The 17,552-nt window shown below is 49.2% G+C and carries 24 protein-coding genes; all 24 read left to right on the top strand.

From position 1 onward, the window contains the following. The first annotated feature begins 105 nt into the window (after positions 1–105). The 24 genes from NFHSH190041_RS19480 to NFHSH190041_RS19365 all read left to right on the top strand — a co-directional run bounded on the left by NFHSH190041_RS19480 (position 106) and on the right by NFHSH190041_RS19365 (position 17,548). Positions 106–741 (top strand): phage N-6-adenine-methyltransferase, encoded by a 636-nt coding sequence (locus NFHSH190041_RS19480; protein WP_261925213.1) that lies wholly within the window; start codon positions 106–108, stop codon positions 739–741. Next, a complete protein-coding gene (locus NFHSH190041_RS19475; RefSeq protein ID WP_261925212.1) occupies positions 738–1,772 on the top strand; it encodes a DNA cytosine methyltransferase in 1,035 nt (344 codons plus the stop codon). The genes NFHSH190041_RS19480 and NFHSH190041_RS19475 overlap by 4 nt, the downstream gene beginning before the upstream one ends. Beyond that, positions 1,756–2,247 (top strand): hypothetical protein, encoded by a 492-nt coding sequence (locus NFHSH190041_RS19470; RefSeq protein ID WP_261925211.1) that lies wholly within the window; start codon positions 1,756–1,758, stop codon positions 2,245–2,247. The genes NFHSH190041_RS19475 and NFHSH190041_RS19470 overlap by 17 nt, the downstream gene beginning before the upstream one ends. A gap of 47 nt (positions 2,248–2,294) precedes the next feature. Further along, positions 2,295–3,215, top strand: a complete 921-nt coding sequence (locus NFHSH190041_RS19465; protein ID WP_261925210.1) for a hypothetical protein — start codon at positions 2,295–2,297, stop codon at positions 3,213–3,215. Between the two features lie 260 nt (positions 3,216–3,475). Further along, a complete protein-coding gene (locus NFHSH190041_RS19460) occupies positions 3,476–3,769 on the top strand; it encodes a hypothetical protein (protein WP_261925209.1) in 294 nt (97 codons plus the stop codon). Next, complete coding sequence (locus tag NFHSH190041_RS19455) at positions 3,769–4,284, top strand: hypothetical protein (protein ID WP_261925208.1); 516 nt, start codon at positions 3,769–3,771, stop codon at positions 4,282–4,284. Before NFHSH190041_RS19460 ends, NFHSH190041_RS19455 begins: the two co-directional genes overlap by 1 nt. Before the next feature lies 1 nt (position 4,285). Further along, positions 4,286–4,642 carry a hypothetical protein gene (locus NFHSH190041_RS19450; protein WP_261925207.1) on the top strand — a complete coding sequence of 119 codons (357 nt, stop codon included), beginning with the start codon at positions 4,286–4,288 and terminating at the stop codon, positions 4,640–4,642. Then, positions 4,639–4,890, top strand: a complete 252-nt coding sequence (locus NFHSH190041_RS19445) for a hypothetical protein (protein WP_261925206.1) — start codon at positions 4,639–4,641, stop codon at positions 4,888–4,890. Before NFHSH190041_RS19450 ends, NFHSH190041_RS19445 begins: the two co-directional genes overlap by 4 nt. Positions 4,891–4,968: 78 nt before the next feature. After that, positions 4,969–5,505, top strand: coding sequence for a terminase small subunit (locus tag NFHSH190041_RS19440; protein ID WP_261925205.1), 537 nt, complete (start codon positions 4,969–4,971; stop codon positions 5,503–5,505). Then, positions 5,423–7,411 (top strand): phage terminase large subunit family protein, encoded by a 1,989-nt coding sequence (locus tag NFHSH190041_RS19435; RefSeq protein ID WP_261925204.1) that lies wholly within the window; start codon positions 5,423–5,425, stop codon positions 7,409–7,411. Before NFHSH190041_RS19440 ends, NFHSH190041_RS19435 begins: the two co-directional genes overlap by 83 nt. Then, positions 7,408–7,593: a gpW family protein gene (locus tag NFHSH190041_RS19430; RefSeq protein ID WP_261925203.1), complete on the top strand. Its 186-nt coding sequence runs from the start codon at positions 7,408–7,410 to the stop codon at positions 7,591–7,593. Before NFHSH190041_RS19435 ends, NFHSH190041_RS19430 begins: the two co-directional genes overlap by 4 nt. After that, complete coding sequence (locus tag NFHSH190041_RS19425) at positions 7,594–9,156, top strand: phage portal protein (protein WP_261925202.1); 1,563 nt, start codon at positions 7,594–7,596, stop codon at positions 9,154–9,156. It begins immediately after the preceding gene. Continuing rightward, positions 9,134–10,492, top strand: coding sequence for a S49 family peptidase (locus tag NFHSH190041_RS19420; protein ID WP_261925201.1), 1,359 nt, complete (start codon positions 9,134–9,136; stop codon positions 10,490–10,492). Before NFHSH190041_RS19425 ends, NFHSH190041_RS19420 begins: the two co-directional genes overlap by 23 nt. Positions 10,493–10,540: 48 nt before the next feature. Further along, positions 10,541–10,906, top strand: coding sequence for a head decoration protein (locus NFHSH190041_RS19415; RefSeq protein ID WP_261925200.1), 366 nt, complete (start codon positions 10,541–10,543; stop codon positions 10,904–10,906). A 71-nt stretch (positions 10,907–10,977) separates the two neighbouring features. Continuing rightward, positions 10,978–11,982 carry a major capsid protein gene (locus NFHSH190041_RS19410; protein WP_261925199.1) on the top strand — a complete coding sequence of 335 codons (1,005 nt, stop codon included), beginning with the start codon at positions 10,978–10,980 and terminating at the stop codon, positions 11,980–11,982. A gap of 57 nt (positions 11,983–12,039) precedes the next feature. Beyond that, positions 12,040–12,423 (top strand): hypothetical protein, encoded by a 384-nt coding sequence (locus tag NFHSH190041_RS19405; protein WP_261925198.1) that lies wholly within the window; start codon positions 12,040–12,042, stop codon positions 12,421–12,423. Beyond that, positions 12,416–12,703, top strand: a complete 288-nt coding sequence (locus NFHSH190041_RS19400; RefSeq protein ID WP_261925197.1) for a hypothetical protein — start codon at positions 12,416–12,418, stop codon at positions 12,701–12,703. Before NFHSH190041_RS19405 ends, NFHSH190041_RS19400 begins: the two co-directional genes overlap by 8 nt. Next, the gene (locus tag NFHSH190041_RS19395; protein WP_261925196.1) at positions 12,703–12,894 is read left to right on the top strand and encodes a hypothetical protein; all 192 of its coding nucleotides are present in this window, start codon (positions 12,703–12,705) and stop codon (positions 12,892–12,894) included. Before NFHSH190041_RS19400 ends, NFHSH190041_RS19395 begins: the two co-directional genes overlap by 1 nt. After that, a complete protein-coding gene (locus NFHSH190041_RS19390) occupies positions 12,891–13,532 on the top strand; it encodes a phage tail protein (protein ID WP_261925195.1) in 642 nt (213 codons plus the stop codon). Before NFHSH190041_RS19395 ends, NFHSH190041_RS19390 begins: the two co-directional genes overlap by 4 nt. After that, a complete protein-coding gene (locus NFHSH190041_RS19385; protein WP_261925194.1) occupies positions 13,529–13,954 on the top strand; it encodes a hypothetical protein in 426 nt (141 codons plus the stop codon). Before NFHSH190041_RS19390 ends, NFHSH190041_RS19385 begins: the two co-directional genes overlap by 4 nt. Positions 13,955–13,957: 3 nt before the next feature. Further along, positions 13,958–14,365: a phage tail tube protein gene (locus NFHSH190041_RS19380; protein WP_261925193.1), complete on the top strand. Its 408-nt coding sequence runs from the start codon at positions 13,958–13,960 to the stop codon at positions 14,363–14,365. Positions 14,366–14,376: 11 nt separating this feature from the next. Beyond that, positions 14,377–14,775 (top strand): hypothetical protein, encoded by a 399-nt coding sequence (locus NFHSH190041_RS19375; protein ID WP_261925192.1) that lies wholly within the window; start codon positions 14,377–14,379, stop codon positions 14,773–14,775. Between the two features lie 29 nt (positions 14,776–14,804). Next, a complete protein-coding gene (locus NFHSH190041_RS19370) occupies positions 14,805–15,101 on the top strand; it encodes a phage tail assembly protein T (protein WP_261925191.1) in 297 nt (98 codons plus the stop codon). After that, positions 15,098–17,548 carry a hypothetical protein gene (locus NFHSH190041_RS19365; protein WP_261925190.1) on the top strand — a complete coding sequence of 817 codons (2,451 nt, stop codon included), beginning with the start codon at positions 15,098–15,100 and terminating at the stop codon, positions 17,546–17,548. The genes NFHSH190041_RS19370 and NFHSH190041_RS19365 overlap by 4 nt, the downstream gene beginning before the upstream one ends. The last annotated feature ends 4 nt before the right edge of the window (positions 17,549–17,552 follow it).

The raw sequence follows: 17,552 nt of genomic DNA, 5'->3' as shown, positions 1-17,552 counted from the left end.
CTTTGAAAGTTTTACCTGCTTTGCGATAGCGTTAATTTTGGCAGTGGTTGGGATTGCCTTGCATCACCAAGGGCTTATTCCAGTGTTTTTGCTGGGGGGGGAGTGATGCCAGCAAAAATAAATAGTTATGCCAAAAAACTTAAAGCCTTACAAAAGCGTAAACACCATAGATTGCGGGATATTGGCGACCAATGGCAGACCCCAAAAAAGATAGCTACCGGCTTAGCGCGGCACTTTGCGCCGCAGCTGGGGCCAGTGGTGTTAGATATGTTTGCAGATGATTGCAATCATCTTTACCCAAATTATTACACTGCCCGGCAAAACGCGCTTACGCAAGATTTAGCAGCAGATCTTAAACGCTTGAGTGGTGCCGCTTACGCTAACCCGCCTTATAGTCGGCCATTTGCTGAGGATGATCAATTTATTACGGGGATGTGCCCCATTATTGATTATTGCCGCCAGCAAGCTGATGCCGGTGCCAAGATCTTACTGTTAGTTAAGGCGGCCACATCAGAGGCTTGGTGGCCGGACGATGCGGATTTTATCCAGTTTATTGCGGGCCGGATTACCTTTTCTGCACCAGAGTGGTATCGCCCGAAAGATAGTAAAAAAGATGCGCCCACATCAGCAGGGCTGGCCAGTGCAGTCATTATTTTTGATCGTGATTGGCCAGGGGAGGCTAGGCCACTTGCGCGCTTGTCGCGGGATGAGCTTATTTTGTTGGGGAGTGGTGCAGAGTGAAGTATTTATCCTTATTTAGTGGCGTTGAGGCCGCCACGTTAGCCTGGGAGGGATTAGGTTGGTCAGCAGTTGCCTTTTGTGAAAATGAAGCATTTGCCTCTGCCGTGTTGGCTGAGCGCTGGCCCGCTGTGCCAAATCTAGGGGATATCAACAATATCAAAGAAAAAGATATTAAGGCACTGGGAGGGCTTGATCTCATTGTGTTTGGTAGCCCGTGCCAGGACTTATCTATTGCAGGGAAAAGAGGGGGGTTGAATGGCCTGCGAAGCGGTTTGTTTCAACAAGCAATCAAAATCATCCGGTGGGCAAGAAAACACTGTGGCTTGCGATTTGCGTTGTGGGAAAACGTCCCCGGTGCGTTCAGCAGCAATGAAGGGCAGGATTTTTGCCAGGTTCTCAGCCAGTTATCTGGCAGCCAGCAGCCAATGCCCGAAAAGTGGGGCGGGGCCGGTTGTTGTTTTGGTAAAACCGGATTGGTCGAGTGGGCTACTTTCGACGCCCAATATTTCGGAGTCCCGCAGCGCCGCCGCCGAGTGTTCGTATTTGCAGATTTTGGAAATTGGGAAGATAGACAGCCGCTATTTTCTGACACCGAAAGCTTGCGTGGGGATTTTGAGGCGGGCTGTGAGGTTAAAAAGGAAGAATCATCCGTTACTGAGCCAAGCGCTGATGAATCAAGCCATCATCGTTTAAATGTTTCTGTTTTTGATCTTACAGGCTTTGGTCAATATGGCGCTGGGATAACGGCTAGTACAGTTTTAGCTCGGGATTACAAAGGCCCTACAGATTTGATTGTGTATCACCACCTTGATAACGGGATTCGTTCTTTGCTGCCAGTTGAGCGTGAAAGGTTGCAAGGGATGCCTGATAACTACACTCGGATTCCTTGGCGGGGTGAACCAGCAGAATGTTGTCCAGATAAGCCGAGGATTCAGGCTATCGGCAACAGTATGGCGGTGCCAGTGATGCGCTGGATTGGCCAACAAATATCAACCATTAATTTAGGGAGTCATTGTGATTGCATTAAATAACGGGGAACAACACCAGTTTTGCCAGCCGTTTACCCCAGATATTGAATCTATTGCCCAGGCGCTGGCATACATTAACCGTTATAACGGGCATGTGGGTAATTATAGTGTGGCGCAGCATTGCGTTCTGGTCAGTGAGCAATTGCCCCCGGCATTAAAATTAGCGGGGTTATTACATGATGCGGCGGAGGCATATATTGGTGATATCTCAGCCCCATTGAAACGCTTGTTGCCTGCGTATCAGGAAATTGAGGATTGGTATCACACAGAAATTGATCGTCACTTTGCTGTTAATACGCGCCATCCGCTGGTTAAAGCTGCTGATATGCGCATGTTATTTACTGAGGCTGCAAAGTTTGATTTACCCATTACGCCCGATTCAGCCTATCCGGTTTATCAAATCCAATTCAAGGTATGGGAACCTGAATATGCGGCTTATCAATTCATGCTGAAATTTGGGGATTATTCCGGTTCTTGAGGGCCGCTTGCGGATAGATTTGTTTTGTTGTGGAAAGGTGACTTATTTTGCCGAAGAAAAAACTTAATATGTTGGTTTGTTTTAGCGGGGGACTAACATCAGGGTATATGACTGATAAACTCCTTAGTGAACATTCACATGAATATAATTTTTTGGTTTGTTTTGCTAATACTGGTTGGGAGCATGAAAGAACGCTTGAGTTTGTGAATAAATGCGATCAGCGTTGGGGTGGGATCGTGGTTTGGCTTGAGTCTGTCACTCATCATAAAAAAGGTTTAGCGCCAACTCATAAGGTTGTTACTTTTGAAACAGCAAGTCGAAACCAGTACCCCTTTGAGCAAATGGTTATCAAGCAAGGCATCCCAAACAAAGGGTATCCCCATTGCACCCGGGATTTGAAGGAATATCCGATCCATAGTTATGTGGAAAGCCGAGGCTGGCGTGTAGGGCGGTTTGAGAAAGGCGAGTTAGTTTTACCTGATTATATGACGGCGATTGGCATTCGATGTGATGAGCCAACAAGAATTAAGCGGCATAAAACCATTCAAAACAAATGTTATCCGTTAGTAGATATGTTTCCGACCGATAAAATTGATGTTTTAAATTTTTGGGAGGATCAAGAGTTTTCTCTTGGCATTCAGGAGCATCTTGGGAATTGTTTAGGTTGTTTTAAAAAGTCTGAAAAGAAATTGATGCAGGTGATGAGGGACGTTCCTGATGCTTTCAAGTTCTCTGCACATATTGAAAATAATTATGGGTTTGTTGGGAAAAATAAAATCAGAGGCGTTTATGTGGATTCACCAAGGACAATGTATCGTAATTTTGTGACTACCCCTGATCTTATTAAGCTATTTAAATCGTCCGACTTTTCAACTGTAGATGATACTGATGTATCAACCTGCGGAGCGGATTGCTCACCATTTGCTGATGATGTTTTTCATGAGGCAATGCGATTATCCAGTGATTAATGTTATTCCGCAGGAATATCTCAATATCTCAATATTAAAATATTACATTAACGCTAAAGATGGCCTAGTTTTGCCTTGGGATAGTCATTTGTTACTAAAATGCTAATATTTTACTATTTAAGTATTGAAATATGACACCTAGTAACATATCCTTTTTTACAGGCTGGTAACTTTGTGCCTTCCGTGTGTTTCCTGTGCCATTAGTCCGTTTTTCCGCCCCTTAGCTCGGCAAAGCAAGGGGCTTTTTTTTTGGGGGTGCTGTGAGCGAAGAACTAAACCCGGAACAACTAAAAGGGCTGTTTGCCATTTTAGGAGCCGTTACCAGTGGGTTTATTGCACGACAGCTTATCCATGGTGAACAGATTGATTGGCGTAAATTTTGGGGTGAATGGATCCTTGCCCTGCTAGGTGGCATGGCATTGTGGGCCGCTGGGGTTCTGCAACATCTGGCTTTTATTGAAATGGTATTGGTTGGCACTGCTGCAGGTCTGGGCGGTGTTCGCGCCATGGAATGGCTTATTAAACTGATTGCTCACATTAAGAGGTTGCACTGATGTTTTATGGATTGGTAAGCCAGGCCCACGCAATTCAGATTGCCCAGGCGGTGTGTCGTTGCCTGGGCAATGGTCGAAACAAAAAAGCTGATTTATTACTGATCGAAACCGCTTGCGCTGAAACACAGCTGGGGACGTTTATGGATCCGTCACCCGATGGCGCAGGTCGCGGAGTGACACAGATTGATAGTGAAACCTTTTATTGGCTGAAAGAAAAAGCGCTTGAGCTGGCCCCAGGCAGTATTACCCGTTTTAAGCGCAGCTGGCGCAATAAAATTGCCCGTGATTTCGGTATAGATGTTAAGCGGGTGGAGCACAGCGACTTAGATTACAACCCTTTGCTGGCTTTCATTTGGGCGCGACTTCGTTACCTGGTCGTGGCTGAGGCCATTCCGGTTAGTCGTGAAGCCCGCGCTGCTTATTGGAAAAAATATTTTAACTCATATCACCCCAATGCCGCCGGTACAGTTATTCATTATTTGGAATCTTGCGAAACGTTACTAGAGGATCTCTAACATGAAAATATTGCGTGTGATTGGTGCGGCGTTGGTGTTTATGATGCTGCCGTTAGCCGTGGTGGCAAGTGAGCTGACCGGCGTATCTGGCATTCAGGATAATGTGGCTTTGCTGGCCAGTTATGATCAGTTTGCCATTACGTTGTTTGGCATGAGTTTAACCGGCAAATTGGCCGGTTATCTTGTGATTGTGTTTGCCGTCATTGGTTTGGCCAGTGCGCTGGTGCGGGTTCTTGAGCCGCTGGCTAAGTACACCAGTACCAAACGTGATGATGAATTACTGGGAAAAGCCAGTGGATTGCTGATTAAAGTGCATGAGTTTATCAGTAAGTATTTAGCGTTGAACCCAAAGAAATGAAGTATGGCAAAGTGTTTTTGTTGTTGGCGCAACTGGTTACGGGGCTGCTGCGGTCATTTCAGACTCAGCAGCGCCGCGCCCAGGCTAAGCAGGCTAAAAACAATCCCCGTGTTGCTGTGCATCAGCATTTTGGCCGGATGCCAAGTGACACAGCGAAATTGCCCGCCGATGCCCCCGTTGATCCAGCCGCTGGATCTTCCGGCGGGCAGCTTAATCACCCCGCCCGCTCGCCCCAGTCACCAGATTGATGGCGGCCAATTTTGGTCAGATGAACAGCTGACAATGTTAATGCTGTACATCTATGCGCTTGAGGATTGCAGTCAATAATGGCGACTCAGGAAGAAATCGGTTCTTGGTTGGGGCTATCGTCCCGGCAGGTGCGTAATTTACAAAAAGAGGGGGTGCTGTCAGATAAGCGCGGCCGCAATGGATACTGCTTAAAAACCTGCGTCAGTGATTATATTCGCCACATTAAAAAGCAGATTAAAACTGGCCCCGATGTTGATGCTGACACCCCTGCAGGCGGCACGGATTTTCACGATGAGCGTTATGCCAAATTGCGGGCCGATAAGTTAGAGCTGGATGTGCTGGGTAAGCTGGGGGAAATGGCCGGTATAGATTTGATTGTGGCGTTAACAGCGGGTAAAGCGGCACAGGTTGCCGGGATATTGGATCAGCTACCAGCCAAGGTGCATCGTGTGGCCCCCGATATCCCCTCATCTGTAAAGGTACTGATTGAAAATGAGATTATCGCCGCCAGAAACACAGCAGCCGAACCGCTTGACTTGGCACCCTATCTCAGTCAATGCCCTCGGGAAAGCGATATCTCAGGCGTGGAAAGCGGCGATAGCGAAACCGCCTAAGCTGCGGTTATCTCAGTGGGCGGATCAACACTTTTATTTATCGGCCGAGTCCAGTTACACCGAGGGCCGTTGGAAGTCTGCCCCATTTCAGCTGGCGATCATGGATTGCATCAGTAACGATGATATCCAAGAAGTTGATTTTATTAAGTCAGCCCGAGTTGGCGCAACAAAAATGATGTTGGCGGCATTGGGGTACTTTCATCACCACAAGCGCCGAAACACCTTGTTTTACCAGCCAACAGATACGGATGCAGAAGATTTTTCCCTGACCGAAATCGCGCCCATGCTGCGTGATGTTGCGGTGATGAAAGAAGTTTTCCCGTGGGGGGAAACCAGCAATAAATATAACCGGACGCTGAAAAAAACTTTTATCGGTAGCATCTTGGATATTCGCGGCGGTAAGGCTGGCACCAATTACCGGCGAATGACAAAAGATGTGGTTTTTTATGATGAGTTAGAAGCCTTTGACCGGGATATTGAGGGGGAAGGCTCCCCGCTGGTTCTGGGGGATAAACGGGTCAGTAATGCCTTGTATCCTAAGTCAGTCAGAGGGACAACCCCGAAAGATGAGGAAGGATCCATTATTGCTGAGGAAGTGGCCAGCGCGGATTTCTTTTTTCATTTTCATGTACCTTGCCCCCATTGTGAGCTGATGCAAGTATTGCGCTGGGGCGGGCGGGATACGGCTTATGGCTTTAAGTTTAAGCAGCCCTCGGATTTCCCCGACTCCCTTGCGCCGAAAGATGATGCTGCAGCTAGCGTTTATTACTGCTGTGCCGGGTGTGGCGGTAAGATTTTTAACCAAGACCTGGATGCAATCTCAGAGCGTGGCCGGTGGCAGGATCAAGATACCCAAGTGTGGATTGATGCTGATGGGCAATTTCGTAAAGCCAATGATGAGCGAATAAAGCCGCCGCGCCATGTGGCGTTTCACATTTGGACGGCATACAGCCCTTGGTATTCTTGGCAATCCATGCTGTTGGATTTTTTTGCTGCCATGGAGCAGAAAAAAAAGAAAGGATTGCTGGATAAGTTTAAAGCCTTTGTTAACACCACCCTGGGCGAAACATGGAAAGATGGCACCCGGGAGTTGAACGGCGATAGTTTGTATAACCGCCGGATTCAATATCCGATTGATAGCAATGGTGAAATGCGTATTCCGCGCCCGGCTTTGGCGTTGTTTGCCGGGCTTGATATGCAAGATGATCGCATTGAGGGGGAGTTGCGGGCCTTTGATGAGTTAAACCGCAGTTACTTGGTGGATTATTTCCGCATTTATGGCGACCCCAAACAAAATGCGCTATGGGATGAAGTAGAAAGGCGATTAAAACAGACATATTTAACAGAGGATGGGCGGCAGTTGACATTGACCCGTTGCTGTTTTGATTCTGGCGGGCATTTTACTAAAGAAGTGTATGCCTTTTGTAAGCGTCTGGGGGTATATCTTTGCATTCCGACAAAAGGCTGGAATGACTACGATCAGCCCACAACGTTTCCCCGCAAAGCAAACCGGCACGGTGTTTATCTCACCATGGTTGATACAGAAAGCGCTAAGGATACGCTGTCCAGCCGTCACGCATTAATATTGGCTGACAATGACGATGTGCCTGCTGGATATTGTTTTTATCCCGTTGCCAGTTTTACCGATGAAACCTATTTTCAGCAGTTAACCGCAGAAGAAAAAGTCTTAAAACGCCATAACCGCAAACATCGCATGGTATGGATATCCAATGGCCGCCGAAATGAACCTTGGGATTGCGCTGTGGGGAGTTTAACGGCTCTTGAATTAAGCCAGCAGTATTTTGGTTTAGATATGGCATCCCTGGCTGCTGCCCGTGATAACCCGCAACAGAATATGGCGGCCCCGAATGGATGGGCCGAGCTTGGCAGGAGGTCGAAACGATGACAAATCAACAGAAAATCATAGAAGCTGAGGCCGCATTGCATCAGTTACTGACCGGGGCCAAGGTGGTACAAATCCAGCGCAATGGCCAAACGGTACAGTTTCAACAAACCAATAAATCAGAGCTGCAGATGTATATCAACCAGCTGCGCCATAGCCGGTGTGCATTAGGGGGGTTGGTCTAAGTGGGGAGCATTGTTGATGCGCAAGGGCGGCCCTTGGCCAGTGTTAGCGCAGCTGGCAGTCATAAAGGGCCTTATCTGGGGCGGTTAGGGGGTCAGCCGCAGGCATTGGATTTGTTGCTGCAGCCGCTGGCGGGGGATATTCATTCTCGGGCTGATAAGTTGGTTACGGGTCACGCTTATGCCCGTGGCGGGGTGCAGTTACATGCTGATTATATCGTTGGTGCCCGCTGGAAACTGCAGTTAAAACCTGACTGGTTACTGCTGGGGGTGGATCCAAAGGTGGGCCGTGCCTGGGCAAAAGACGTTGAACACAGGTTCCATGATTGGGCGGATGATGATCGTGGTTTTATTGATGCCGAAGGAAAGCGCAATCTCACCATGATGATGCGGGAATTGGTTATTACGCATACCCGCCGAAACGAAGGTTTTATGCAATCGGTATGGGTTAAGCGGCGTTTTTGTGCTGCCCGCACCAGTTTTAAATTAATTTCCCCTGATCGCATTAGTAACCCCCATGGTCGGGCCGATACTGAGCGGCTGCGCTATGGGGTTCAACTTGGCCGGTATAATCGCGCCCTGGGATACCATGTGCGTGGCGCTCACCCTTCCCAGCCGAACTATCGGGATTGGCGTTATGTCAGCCAGTATCTGCCATGGGGCAGGCGGCAAATGCTGCATTTATTTGAACCTTGGGAAGATGGCCAGTTACGTGCAGTATCAGATCTGCTTGCCGCGGTTCGTAGGGTTGAATTGCTTGATAAATTTCAGGATGCCACTTTACAAAACGCCATTATCAATGCGTTTTTTGCGGCCACGATTGAAAGCGAAATGGATGCAGAGACTGTGCGCCAGGCGGTGCTAGGCACTGGATCAGAAGCGAATGATCCGCTGCAGAAGCATATGCAAAATGTACAGCTGTACCATGAAAACGCTGATATGCGGATCAACAATGCCCGCATTCCTCATTTGCTACCGAATGAAGAATTAAAGATGCACAGAGGGGCAGCGCCAACAGGTGTTGCCGAGTTTGAATCGTCAATTCTACGCTATTTGGCCAGTGATCTAGGTGTCAGCTATGAAATGTTGTCGCGTGACTGGTCAAAGTCTAATTACAGTACCGCCCGCGCCGGAATCGCTCAGGCATTTATTTTTTTCCAAGGCCGCCGGGCGTTGGTGCCCGCCCGCGCCAGCAATATGATTTTGACTAATTGGCTAGAGGAACAGGTGTTATCTCATGGTTTGGCATTGCCGCCAGGGGTAACAGATTTCTATCTGGCCAGCCAGGCATTAACCCGCTGCCGTTGGATTGGTACAGGTAAGCCGAAAATTGACGGGCTAAAAGAGCAAAAAGAGATCCGCGAAAAGTTAGAGCTGGGGTTGAGCAGCCTTGAAGATGAATTTGCGGCCTCGGGAAAGGATTATGACGAAGTGCTTGAGCAGCAGGATTTAGAAGATGCTGATATGGCAGCCAGGGGCCGAAAAACCCCATGGCGGCAAGGCAGTGTAAAACCCATTAAAGAAGCGCCCGAGGTTGATACCAATGAATCAGAAACCGAGAATTAGCCTGCATTTAGCTAACAAGCTATTTAATACCCCGTTGGCGATTTGTGGTAATTACTATTCCACCATGTTGGGGGCGTTGCAAAATCGTGGGCTGCCGGTGTTGGCTCTGAATGATAACGGCACTGTTTTGGGCAGTGACAATCTGGCTGCGCGGGCGGAAAGAACCGCGCCCCGAGATAGCAAACCTTATCAAGTTTTTGGCGGCATCGCGGTGATTTCTGTGTCCGGTAGTTTGGTGCATAAGTACGGCCATTTGCAGCCGTTTAGTGGCATGACCGGGTATGACGGCATTCGCGCCCAGCTAGATATGGCCTTGGTGGATAATGAGGTTTTTGCCATTGCATTAGATATTGATTCCCCCGGCGGCCAAGTGGCCGGATGTTTTGCGCTGGGCGATTATATTTTTTCCACTGTGCGCGGGCAAAAACCTATCTGGGCCTTGGCGGATGAATTGTGTGCCAGTGCGGCCTATGCCCTTGGTGCCAGTTGTGATCGCCTTTATTTATCTGAAACCGCCAGCGTAGGCAGCATCGGTGTGATTTGTGGCCATACCGATATGAGTAAAGCATTAGAGCAAGCGGGGTTTAAAGTGACGCTGTTTTACAGCGGTAAGCATAAGGCTGATGGGCATCCTTATGCGCCTATTTCTGATGAGTTAAGTGCAGAGTTGGGCGCTGAAATGAAAGAATTACACCACTATTTTGCTAGCCGAGTTGCGCAGTGGCGCAACATAGCGTTGGCGGCGGTGCTGGAAACCGAAAGCCGAGTTTATCGCGGAAGTAAAGCTGTTGATATTGGCTTAGCAGATGGTGTGCTCAGTGCTGATGAATTTTTTTCGCAACTTTATCAATCCGCTGCCACCGGCAGTGCGTCTACCCAGGGAGTTAATGCTATGACGTTTCCTAACCCGGCAGCCCAAGCCGCCGCTCAAGCCGCTGCAAATGCCGATATTACCGCATCGACAGAACAACCCGCCCCTAATGCCGATGCGACCGCACCGAGCAAGGAAGTCGCAGTGACTGGGGCGACCCTCAGTGACACCATCCCAAATGCCGCCCGCGATGAGCGAGCACGTATCCAAGGTATTTTAGCGTTGGATGCTGCCGCTAGCCGTCCCAAGCTGGCAAATAAATTGGCGTTTGGTGATTATTCCGTAGCGCAGGCTCAAGAAATTTTAGAAGCCGCCGCCGAAGAAACATCCCCAGCAACCAGTGAAGGGACATTAACACAGTTGATGGAGGAACATGCCGCCGAACCCTTGGATGATGAGCCATCGGCTGGCGGGCATTCAGAATTGGATGAAACTTTAGCCATCATGGAACAGTTGGGTAAATAACTCAGCTGGTCGATAACGCATCGTATATTACGTTAATCAGAGGTGTTTATGTACACAGCAGCAAAATCCGTTGTAAAAGAAGAAACAATCCCCCAGGTGGTGCTGGGGCCGGTTCGTACCGCCGTGCATCTGTTTGCCGCCGCGCAGACGATTCCGGCATTAACCCCAGTGGCGAAAAAAACGGCTGACAACAAACTGTATCCATTTGATCCAGCGGCATCAGATGGCCGAGAGCAAGCCTTGTTTGTGACGGTTCACGATGTGGATACCACCGCTGGGGATGCCTCAGCGCCGGTCTATTCTGATGGGGAGTTAAACATTGAAGTGATCCGCTGGCCTGCTGCCTTAACAACGGATGAGGCCAAACGCATGGCGTTTGCCAGTCAGGGGTTGATTTTCCCGACCCCCGTATAACCTGCTTACCTGTCTACTTTTGATTAACAGCTAACCGCCCTCGGGCGGTTTTTTATTGGAGAATATATTTTATGGAAACAGCCACTCTTTTAGGGGTTATGACCAAGCGCAAGCCTTTTTCTCAGGTACTGAAAAATTTGTTTTTCCCCAATGTGCAGTATTTTCACAGCAAGAAAATTGATTTAGACAAGGTGAAAAAAAAGCTGCGCCGAGCGCCATTTGTGTCCCCGATGGTTGGCGGTCAAGTGCGGCGGCATGAAGGTGTTTCAACCTTGAGTGTCTATCCGGCCTATGTGAAGCCTAAAGATCCCTTTGAGCCGGATCAGACACAGCATCGCTTACCTGGTGAGTCTTATGCTACGCCATTGACTCCCCAGCAGCGCCGTAATGCCATTTTTGGGGCTATGGCGGTCGATCAGGACTTGGAAATTGATGTGACCGAAGAATGGATGTGTGCCCAGTTGCTGAAATTTGGCAAGATCGTGATTGAATCAGAGTTTTATCCGAAATCTGAGGTCAATTTGCAGCGTGACCCAAACAATACGATTGTGTTGACTGCTGGCACAACCTGGAAAGATTTAAATAAAGATACGCATGATTTAGATGCGGATTTGACCGATTATATGAGTCGGGCCTCAATGCCTGTCGTCACCATGTTGATGAACCAGTTTACCTATGCCGAGTTTTGCCAGTTTAAGTCGGTAAAAGAAAAGCTGGAAACCCGCCGGGGTTCTAGTTCTCGCTTAGAAACGGCGGCCTTTAATGGTCAGTTGTTTGTCAAGATGGGCGATTATGGCCCTGTGGAAGTGTGGGTTTATTCCGGCACCTTTGATCATAGTGATGGCACCGAAGAATTGTTTTTTGGCGATGGTGAAATTCTGTTTGCGGGCAGTGGGGCGCAAGGCACCATGTGTTACGGCATGATCCAAGACCCGAAAGCAAACTATCAGGCGATGGAGCGATTCCCCAAGGTGTTTGAAGATGATGATCCAGCGGGTGAATATCTTATGACCCAATCAGCGCCGCTGCCGGTGATGCAAGATCCTGATGAAGTGGTCTATCTAAAAGCGTTTTAAATTGGTTTTGCCATATTGTCCGGGCTGCTATGCAGCCCGTTTTTATTGGGGGAGATTATGAAAGCGGCAGTATTAGATCAGCTGTTTGTGTTGATGGGATTGTCCGTGCCACAAAGTAATAAAGCGGAAAAAGGGCAGGCCGCGCAATCGGCATGTAAACAGTTTTTAGCGAAGGAAGGCGTTGAATTTGATGATGATGCCTCGCTTGATGAGTTAGCTGCATTGGTAAAACAAGCGGTAGCCGATGAGCAATCAACCGCTGATAAGCAGTCAGGTGATGGCAGTGTGACCGCTGATGCGTCAGAGACAGGGGATGTTGAGGTGACATTGCCTTGTAGCGTCAGTGTGTTGGATAACGGCCAAATCAAACGTTTACGGGCCGGTAAGCAGGTTCTTAGCGCTGATGTATTAACGCGCTTGCGAGAGGCGAACATTGTTTAACAACCGTTTTGACCGGCTGGCATCTGTGCTGGATGCTGCCCAGTCCGAGATGTTTGGTGAGCCGTTAATTATTGGCGGCATATCCGTTACCGGGATACAGGATCAATATCCTGGGGAGCTGGGGGAGGCTGCCACGTTAATCACAGTGTGGCAGGTGTTAACCGCTGAGTTACCTTCCGGCTTTTCTCGGGGGATGGCAGTGCAATATCAGGGTCGGGATTATACCGTGTCACGTATTCACCCGGCAGATGGCAATAGTACCCCGTTTGAGGTGGAATAATGAATATTAAATTAAGGCTCCCTTTTCACAGCCCCAGTTTAGGCAAGGTTCCTGCAACCACGGCAGGCAAGCCCACTGTTGTAGATTTGCCTGCAGATGAGGCGGTGCAGGCACAAAACAGTTATCGCGGCACTGTCGCGCTGGTGACTGAAAAGGTGAATTTTAAGCCTGTGGCAAAAGGGAAAAAATGACCCGCCGCCGCGCATATCATGATGTTGTTTTTAACCGGGAAATGCACCGGGCTATTAACAATCTTGATGCCATTGGGAAAAAGTTAGTGCCTCGGGCTGCGGCAGCATCCACCAATAAAATGGCCCGGATGATTAATACTGCTGTGCAAACTAAAGCCGCCGCCCGGCTTAATATTCCGCGCCCTGTGCTGAAATACCACAACCCCAAAGGCCCGAAAGGGAAAAAACAACCCCGTTTTAAATTGCGTCTGGCAAAAGGGCATCAGCCCTTGGCTACGTTGCGGATGGGGCGCTCTGCCATTCCGTATGTGCGACTGATTAAGCACCCGGAAAAGCAAGACACCCGCCTTGCCAAAATGCGAAAACAAAAAGGCATAAAAGCGGGCAATCATTTTATCCGGGGGGCGTTTTTGGCTCCCGGGGTTACTCGCCATGCCAAAGGTGTATTGAAAGGTCGTTATCAGGTGATGGGCAGGACTGGCCGCAGCCGTTTCCCATTGACGGTACATAAAATTGAAACCCGGGAAGCAATAACCCGTCACGCCATCAGAGAAACCCGCCGGGTGCTAAATCAACATTCTGGTAGCTTGCTGGCCGAGCAGCTGGTTAAGCAAGCGAAAAAAGGACTATTGAAATGAGCTTTAATCCGTTTTTTCACACTGATGCGTTGCGGGCCGAAGTCACCGCATTAGTGAAACAGCAATATGCTGACAATGCCATAACTGACACGGTGTTACCTGGTCGCAGCGTACTGAACCCGGATGAATTGCCCGGCACGTTAGTTTTTCTTGATGGCCTTACCATTGAGGAAGCGATGGATCGGGATGACAGCAAGGTGAAATGCCAGGTCGTTATCACGTTATTTTTTGCGGCCACAGCGACTAATCCAGATAAGCAAATGGATACCCGCAGTAAATTAATTTGGGCCGGATTGGATGGCCATAAATTAGCGTGTACCCGCCAGCCGTTGCGTGGGCAGGATTTTGAATACGAAGTTGATCCAGACAGCGGTTTGATATCAACCAAGATTATTTTCACCACCACTATTTTGGGAGCGTAAAACATGATCGGAGCAGGCACACAGTTTTTTCGTAGTGACGATGGCACGACTTATACCCGAGTGGCCAAACTGATGGATTTAACCCCGCCAGAAGAAAGCCGCTCATCCAGTGAAAAAACATACCTGGATGATACGACTAATTATAAAACGTTTGAGCCGGGGATGATTGATCCCGGTGAGCTGTCTTTGGCCTTGGAGTTTGATATTACCGATGCGGGGCAAAATGCGCTGAAAGCGGATAAAGGGATTAAGGGTAACAAGTATTATAAGATTGTTTATCCCGATGGTTCCTCTGATGCGTTTATGGGGCATATCACCGGCTGGGGGAAAAGTATATCCAAAGAAGAAACTATCCAGCGCTCGGTGAAATTTAAGGTGTCAGGCGCTATCACTGAATCGGCCCCAGCATAAGGATAAATCAGATGATTTTTAATAAAGAACATCGCAGGCATAAAAGCGAAACGGTATTGGGTACGACATTAGTGTTATATGAACCCTCAGCCCTACGCCGCTGTGAATTTTTTGAAATGGGGTGCCGGGATTTGCAGGCGATGCCGCAGGGCATGGATTTTACGCCGAATAAAGATGCCAGCCCCGAAGAATTAGCCCAGCAGGCCGCCGCAACTTGGGCTGTCAGCCGTGCGAACCGCAAGCAAACTTGTTTCTTGATTGCCAGTTGTTTGGAGATTGGCCGTGATGAAGCATTTGCTGATATTTTGGCAGAAATAGAAACCCTGCCGGATGATGCCCTGCAGGCGTTGGCGGTTACTGCGTATGAGCTGGGCAATATCTCGTTGGAGTCGGATCAGGGAAAAGAGTAAGGCGGCCCGGCTTTGATTTTGCCTATGACTTGGCGCTGAAATTTCAGCGCCTTGATGTGCATCAGATGTTGGCAGAAATGCCCGTGTCAGAGTTTGATCGCTGGCATGATCATTTGGTGGGCCGCCCGTGGTGGAAAGTGCCAGAGCGTTACTATGGTAATCAGTTGTTAGCATTGCTGGTTAATCTGCATTCAAAGCAACCAATATCGCCTGATGAGGTGGATATCTATTTTACCCCCAAACCTGTACCCGAGGCTGCTTGGCAAAGCATTAAGGCCAAAATGGGCGGCATGGTTGGTGTAAACCGAAAGGATGGTAATTCATGACTCAAAAAGTGGGCGCATTTGTCATTAAGTTAGGCGCTGACAATGCTGAATTGATCAGTGAAATGGAAGCGGCAAAGCGCAAACTGCGAGACTACAACCGCCACTCAAAGAAGGCGGCTGATCGAAATGAAAAACTATCTAAAACGTTTCAGGAAGCGGCGAACAACACAGCAATTTTCCTTGGCCCATTAAATTCCGTGTCCGGCCAGTTGAGCAGTATTTCTGCTGGTCTTGGGCGTGTTGGCGCGGCGCAGTTAGCTGTGACCGCTGGGGTTACGGCTGCCATTATGGTGCTCACTGAGGCGGTGCGGGTTTATGAGCGCTGGGAAACCAGCCAGCTGGCCAATGAGCAGCTATTACGGGCCACAGGTTACGCCAGCGGGAAAACCGCAAAAGAGATCCAGGCGTTATCTGAGGAAGTGGCATTAAATACGTTGGCCAGTGTGGAAGGTATGCAACAGGCCAGCGGGGCGTTGCTGACCTTTAAGAGCATCAGTGGTGATACCTTTAACCGCGCCTTGTATCTGTCGCAAGATTTGGCCCAGGTGTTTAAGCAAGATGTGAAATCCTCAGCGGTGCAGTTGGGTAAAGCCTTGGAAGATCCTATCTCGGGGTTAACATCGCTATCTCGGGTTGGGGTGACATTTTCTCATAAACAGAAAGAATTAATTGAAAGCCTGATGTCAACTAATCAGTTGGCGGAGGCGCAAGGCGTGATTTTGCAGGTACTGACTGACCAGATGGGCGGCGCAGCGCAGGCTGCCGCGCAAGGACTGGCGGGCAGTTGGGACACATTAGGGCAGCGCTGGGAAACCTTGCTTAATACCACGGGGAAAGAATCTGGCTTAGCGAAGGCGACTAAATCTATTGTGGATCGCATGGCCCGGGGGATGGAAAGGGCCAATGAGGCATTAAAAAGCCCTGAACCTGCAGAGGCAGTGGCATTACTAAGTCAGCAGTGGCTAGCGGTTAATGGCCAGTTAGATGCTGCAGATAAAGCGTTAACGCACCAAAAGAATAAGTTAAAAGAGTTGCAAGCCATTGCTCAAAAAAGCCAGTCATACGGTGTGGCAGAGCATCATGTTAAGGAAAAGATCAAGGCATCCCAGCAAAGCATTATCGCTTTAGCTGCTAAAAAGTTGTCGATTGAACAACAGCAGGCCAAGGCCGTTAAAGCTGTTAATGACGCTCGGATCGAAGCGAAAAAAGTGTATGACCAGCAAATGGCTACTGAGAAGCTGCGCCAGGCTGAGGCTAAGGCAGAGGCTGAGCGGTTGGCTAATGAGGCGTTGGCTAAAGAACAGAAAATAGGCTTACGCCGCCTGAACATGTTAGACAATCAGCTATTGGCTGCAAAAGATAAAGCCAAACTGAGTTATGACAAGCAGCTGGAAGATATTAAAACCCTCACAGTATCAGAGGTTGAGCTACGCCGCCGAGGCTTTGAAAGTGTTGCCCAGCTGCGTCAAGCCTATAACGCATTGGCATCGGATCAATACCAGCAAGAACTGCAACAGATTGACCAGCGGGCGGCAGAAAAAGCGGCCCGAGAACAGTTAGCGCAGCAGGCACTGGCGGATAACAAGCTAGTTGCCATGGAACTGGCCGAAAGCATGTACCAGCAAGAACTGGAACAATTGGCTGCTTTTCAGTTGTCAGAGCAGGATTTGCAGGCACTGGGGTTTGAGTCGCAATTAGCGGCAGCGCAAGCGTTTGAGGATCAGCTGATGGCCTTGCGTGATCAGCGCATGGCTAAGATTGAGAATGCCAGCGCGGCCGAGCTGAAATTAGAAATGCGCAAATGGAAGATGATGGATGTGCAGCAGCGCCGCTCTACCCAATTGCGCGAACGGTTTGAACAGCAAACAGCTGCCCGGGGGCTGGCATTGATTGCCGCTTCAACCAAAGAAGGTACTGGGCTGTGGGCCGCTGCCATTTTAGGGCAGCAGGCTATGCTGGCCGCTCAAGCGGTGATGCAGGCTAATTTAATGGCGACTCAGGTGACGGCGGCGCAGACTCCCCCGCCAGGTACGGATCCCACTGGCGCACTCACAGCTAAAGCTGTGGCGGCCGGTGAGGTAATGCGTAATTGGGGCTATTTAAATGCGGCCATGATTATGGCCCAAGGGGTTGCGCAGGTTGCCGGTGCCCGCGAGTTTGGCGGCCCGGTACTGGGTGGTTATAACTACCTGGTAGGTGAAAACGGCCCTGAAATTCTGAATATTCCCGCCAGCGGTTCTATCAGTCCCAATCGAACCCTCAGCCAGTTTAGTGGCGGTGGTGGCAATCAGTTTTTTCTTGAGATCAACATTGACGCCAGAGGGGCAGAGGCTGGCGTTGAGGAACGGTTAGAGGCGGTGGGGGAAGATATTGCAATGGGAGCATATAACATGGTGTTAACTGATTTTCAGGAGCGGGGAAAAATCCGCCGTACCTTGGGGGCATAAGGAT

The organism is Shewanella sp. NFH-SH190041 (assembly GCF_024363255.1).
Lineage (GTDB): Bacteria > Pseudomonadota > Gammaproteobacteria > Enterobacterales > Shewanellaceae > Shewanella.
This window is presented reverse-complemented; position numbering and strand designations above follow the sequence as displayed.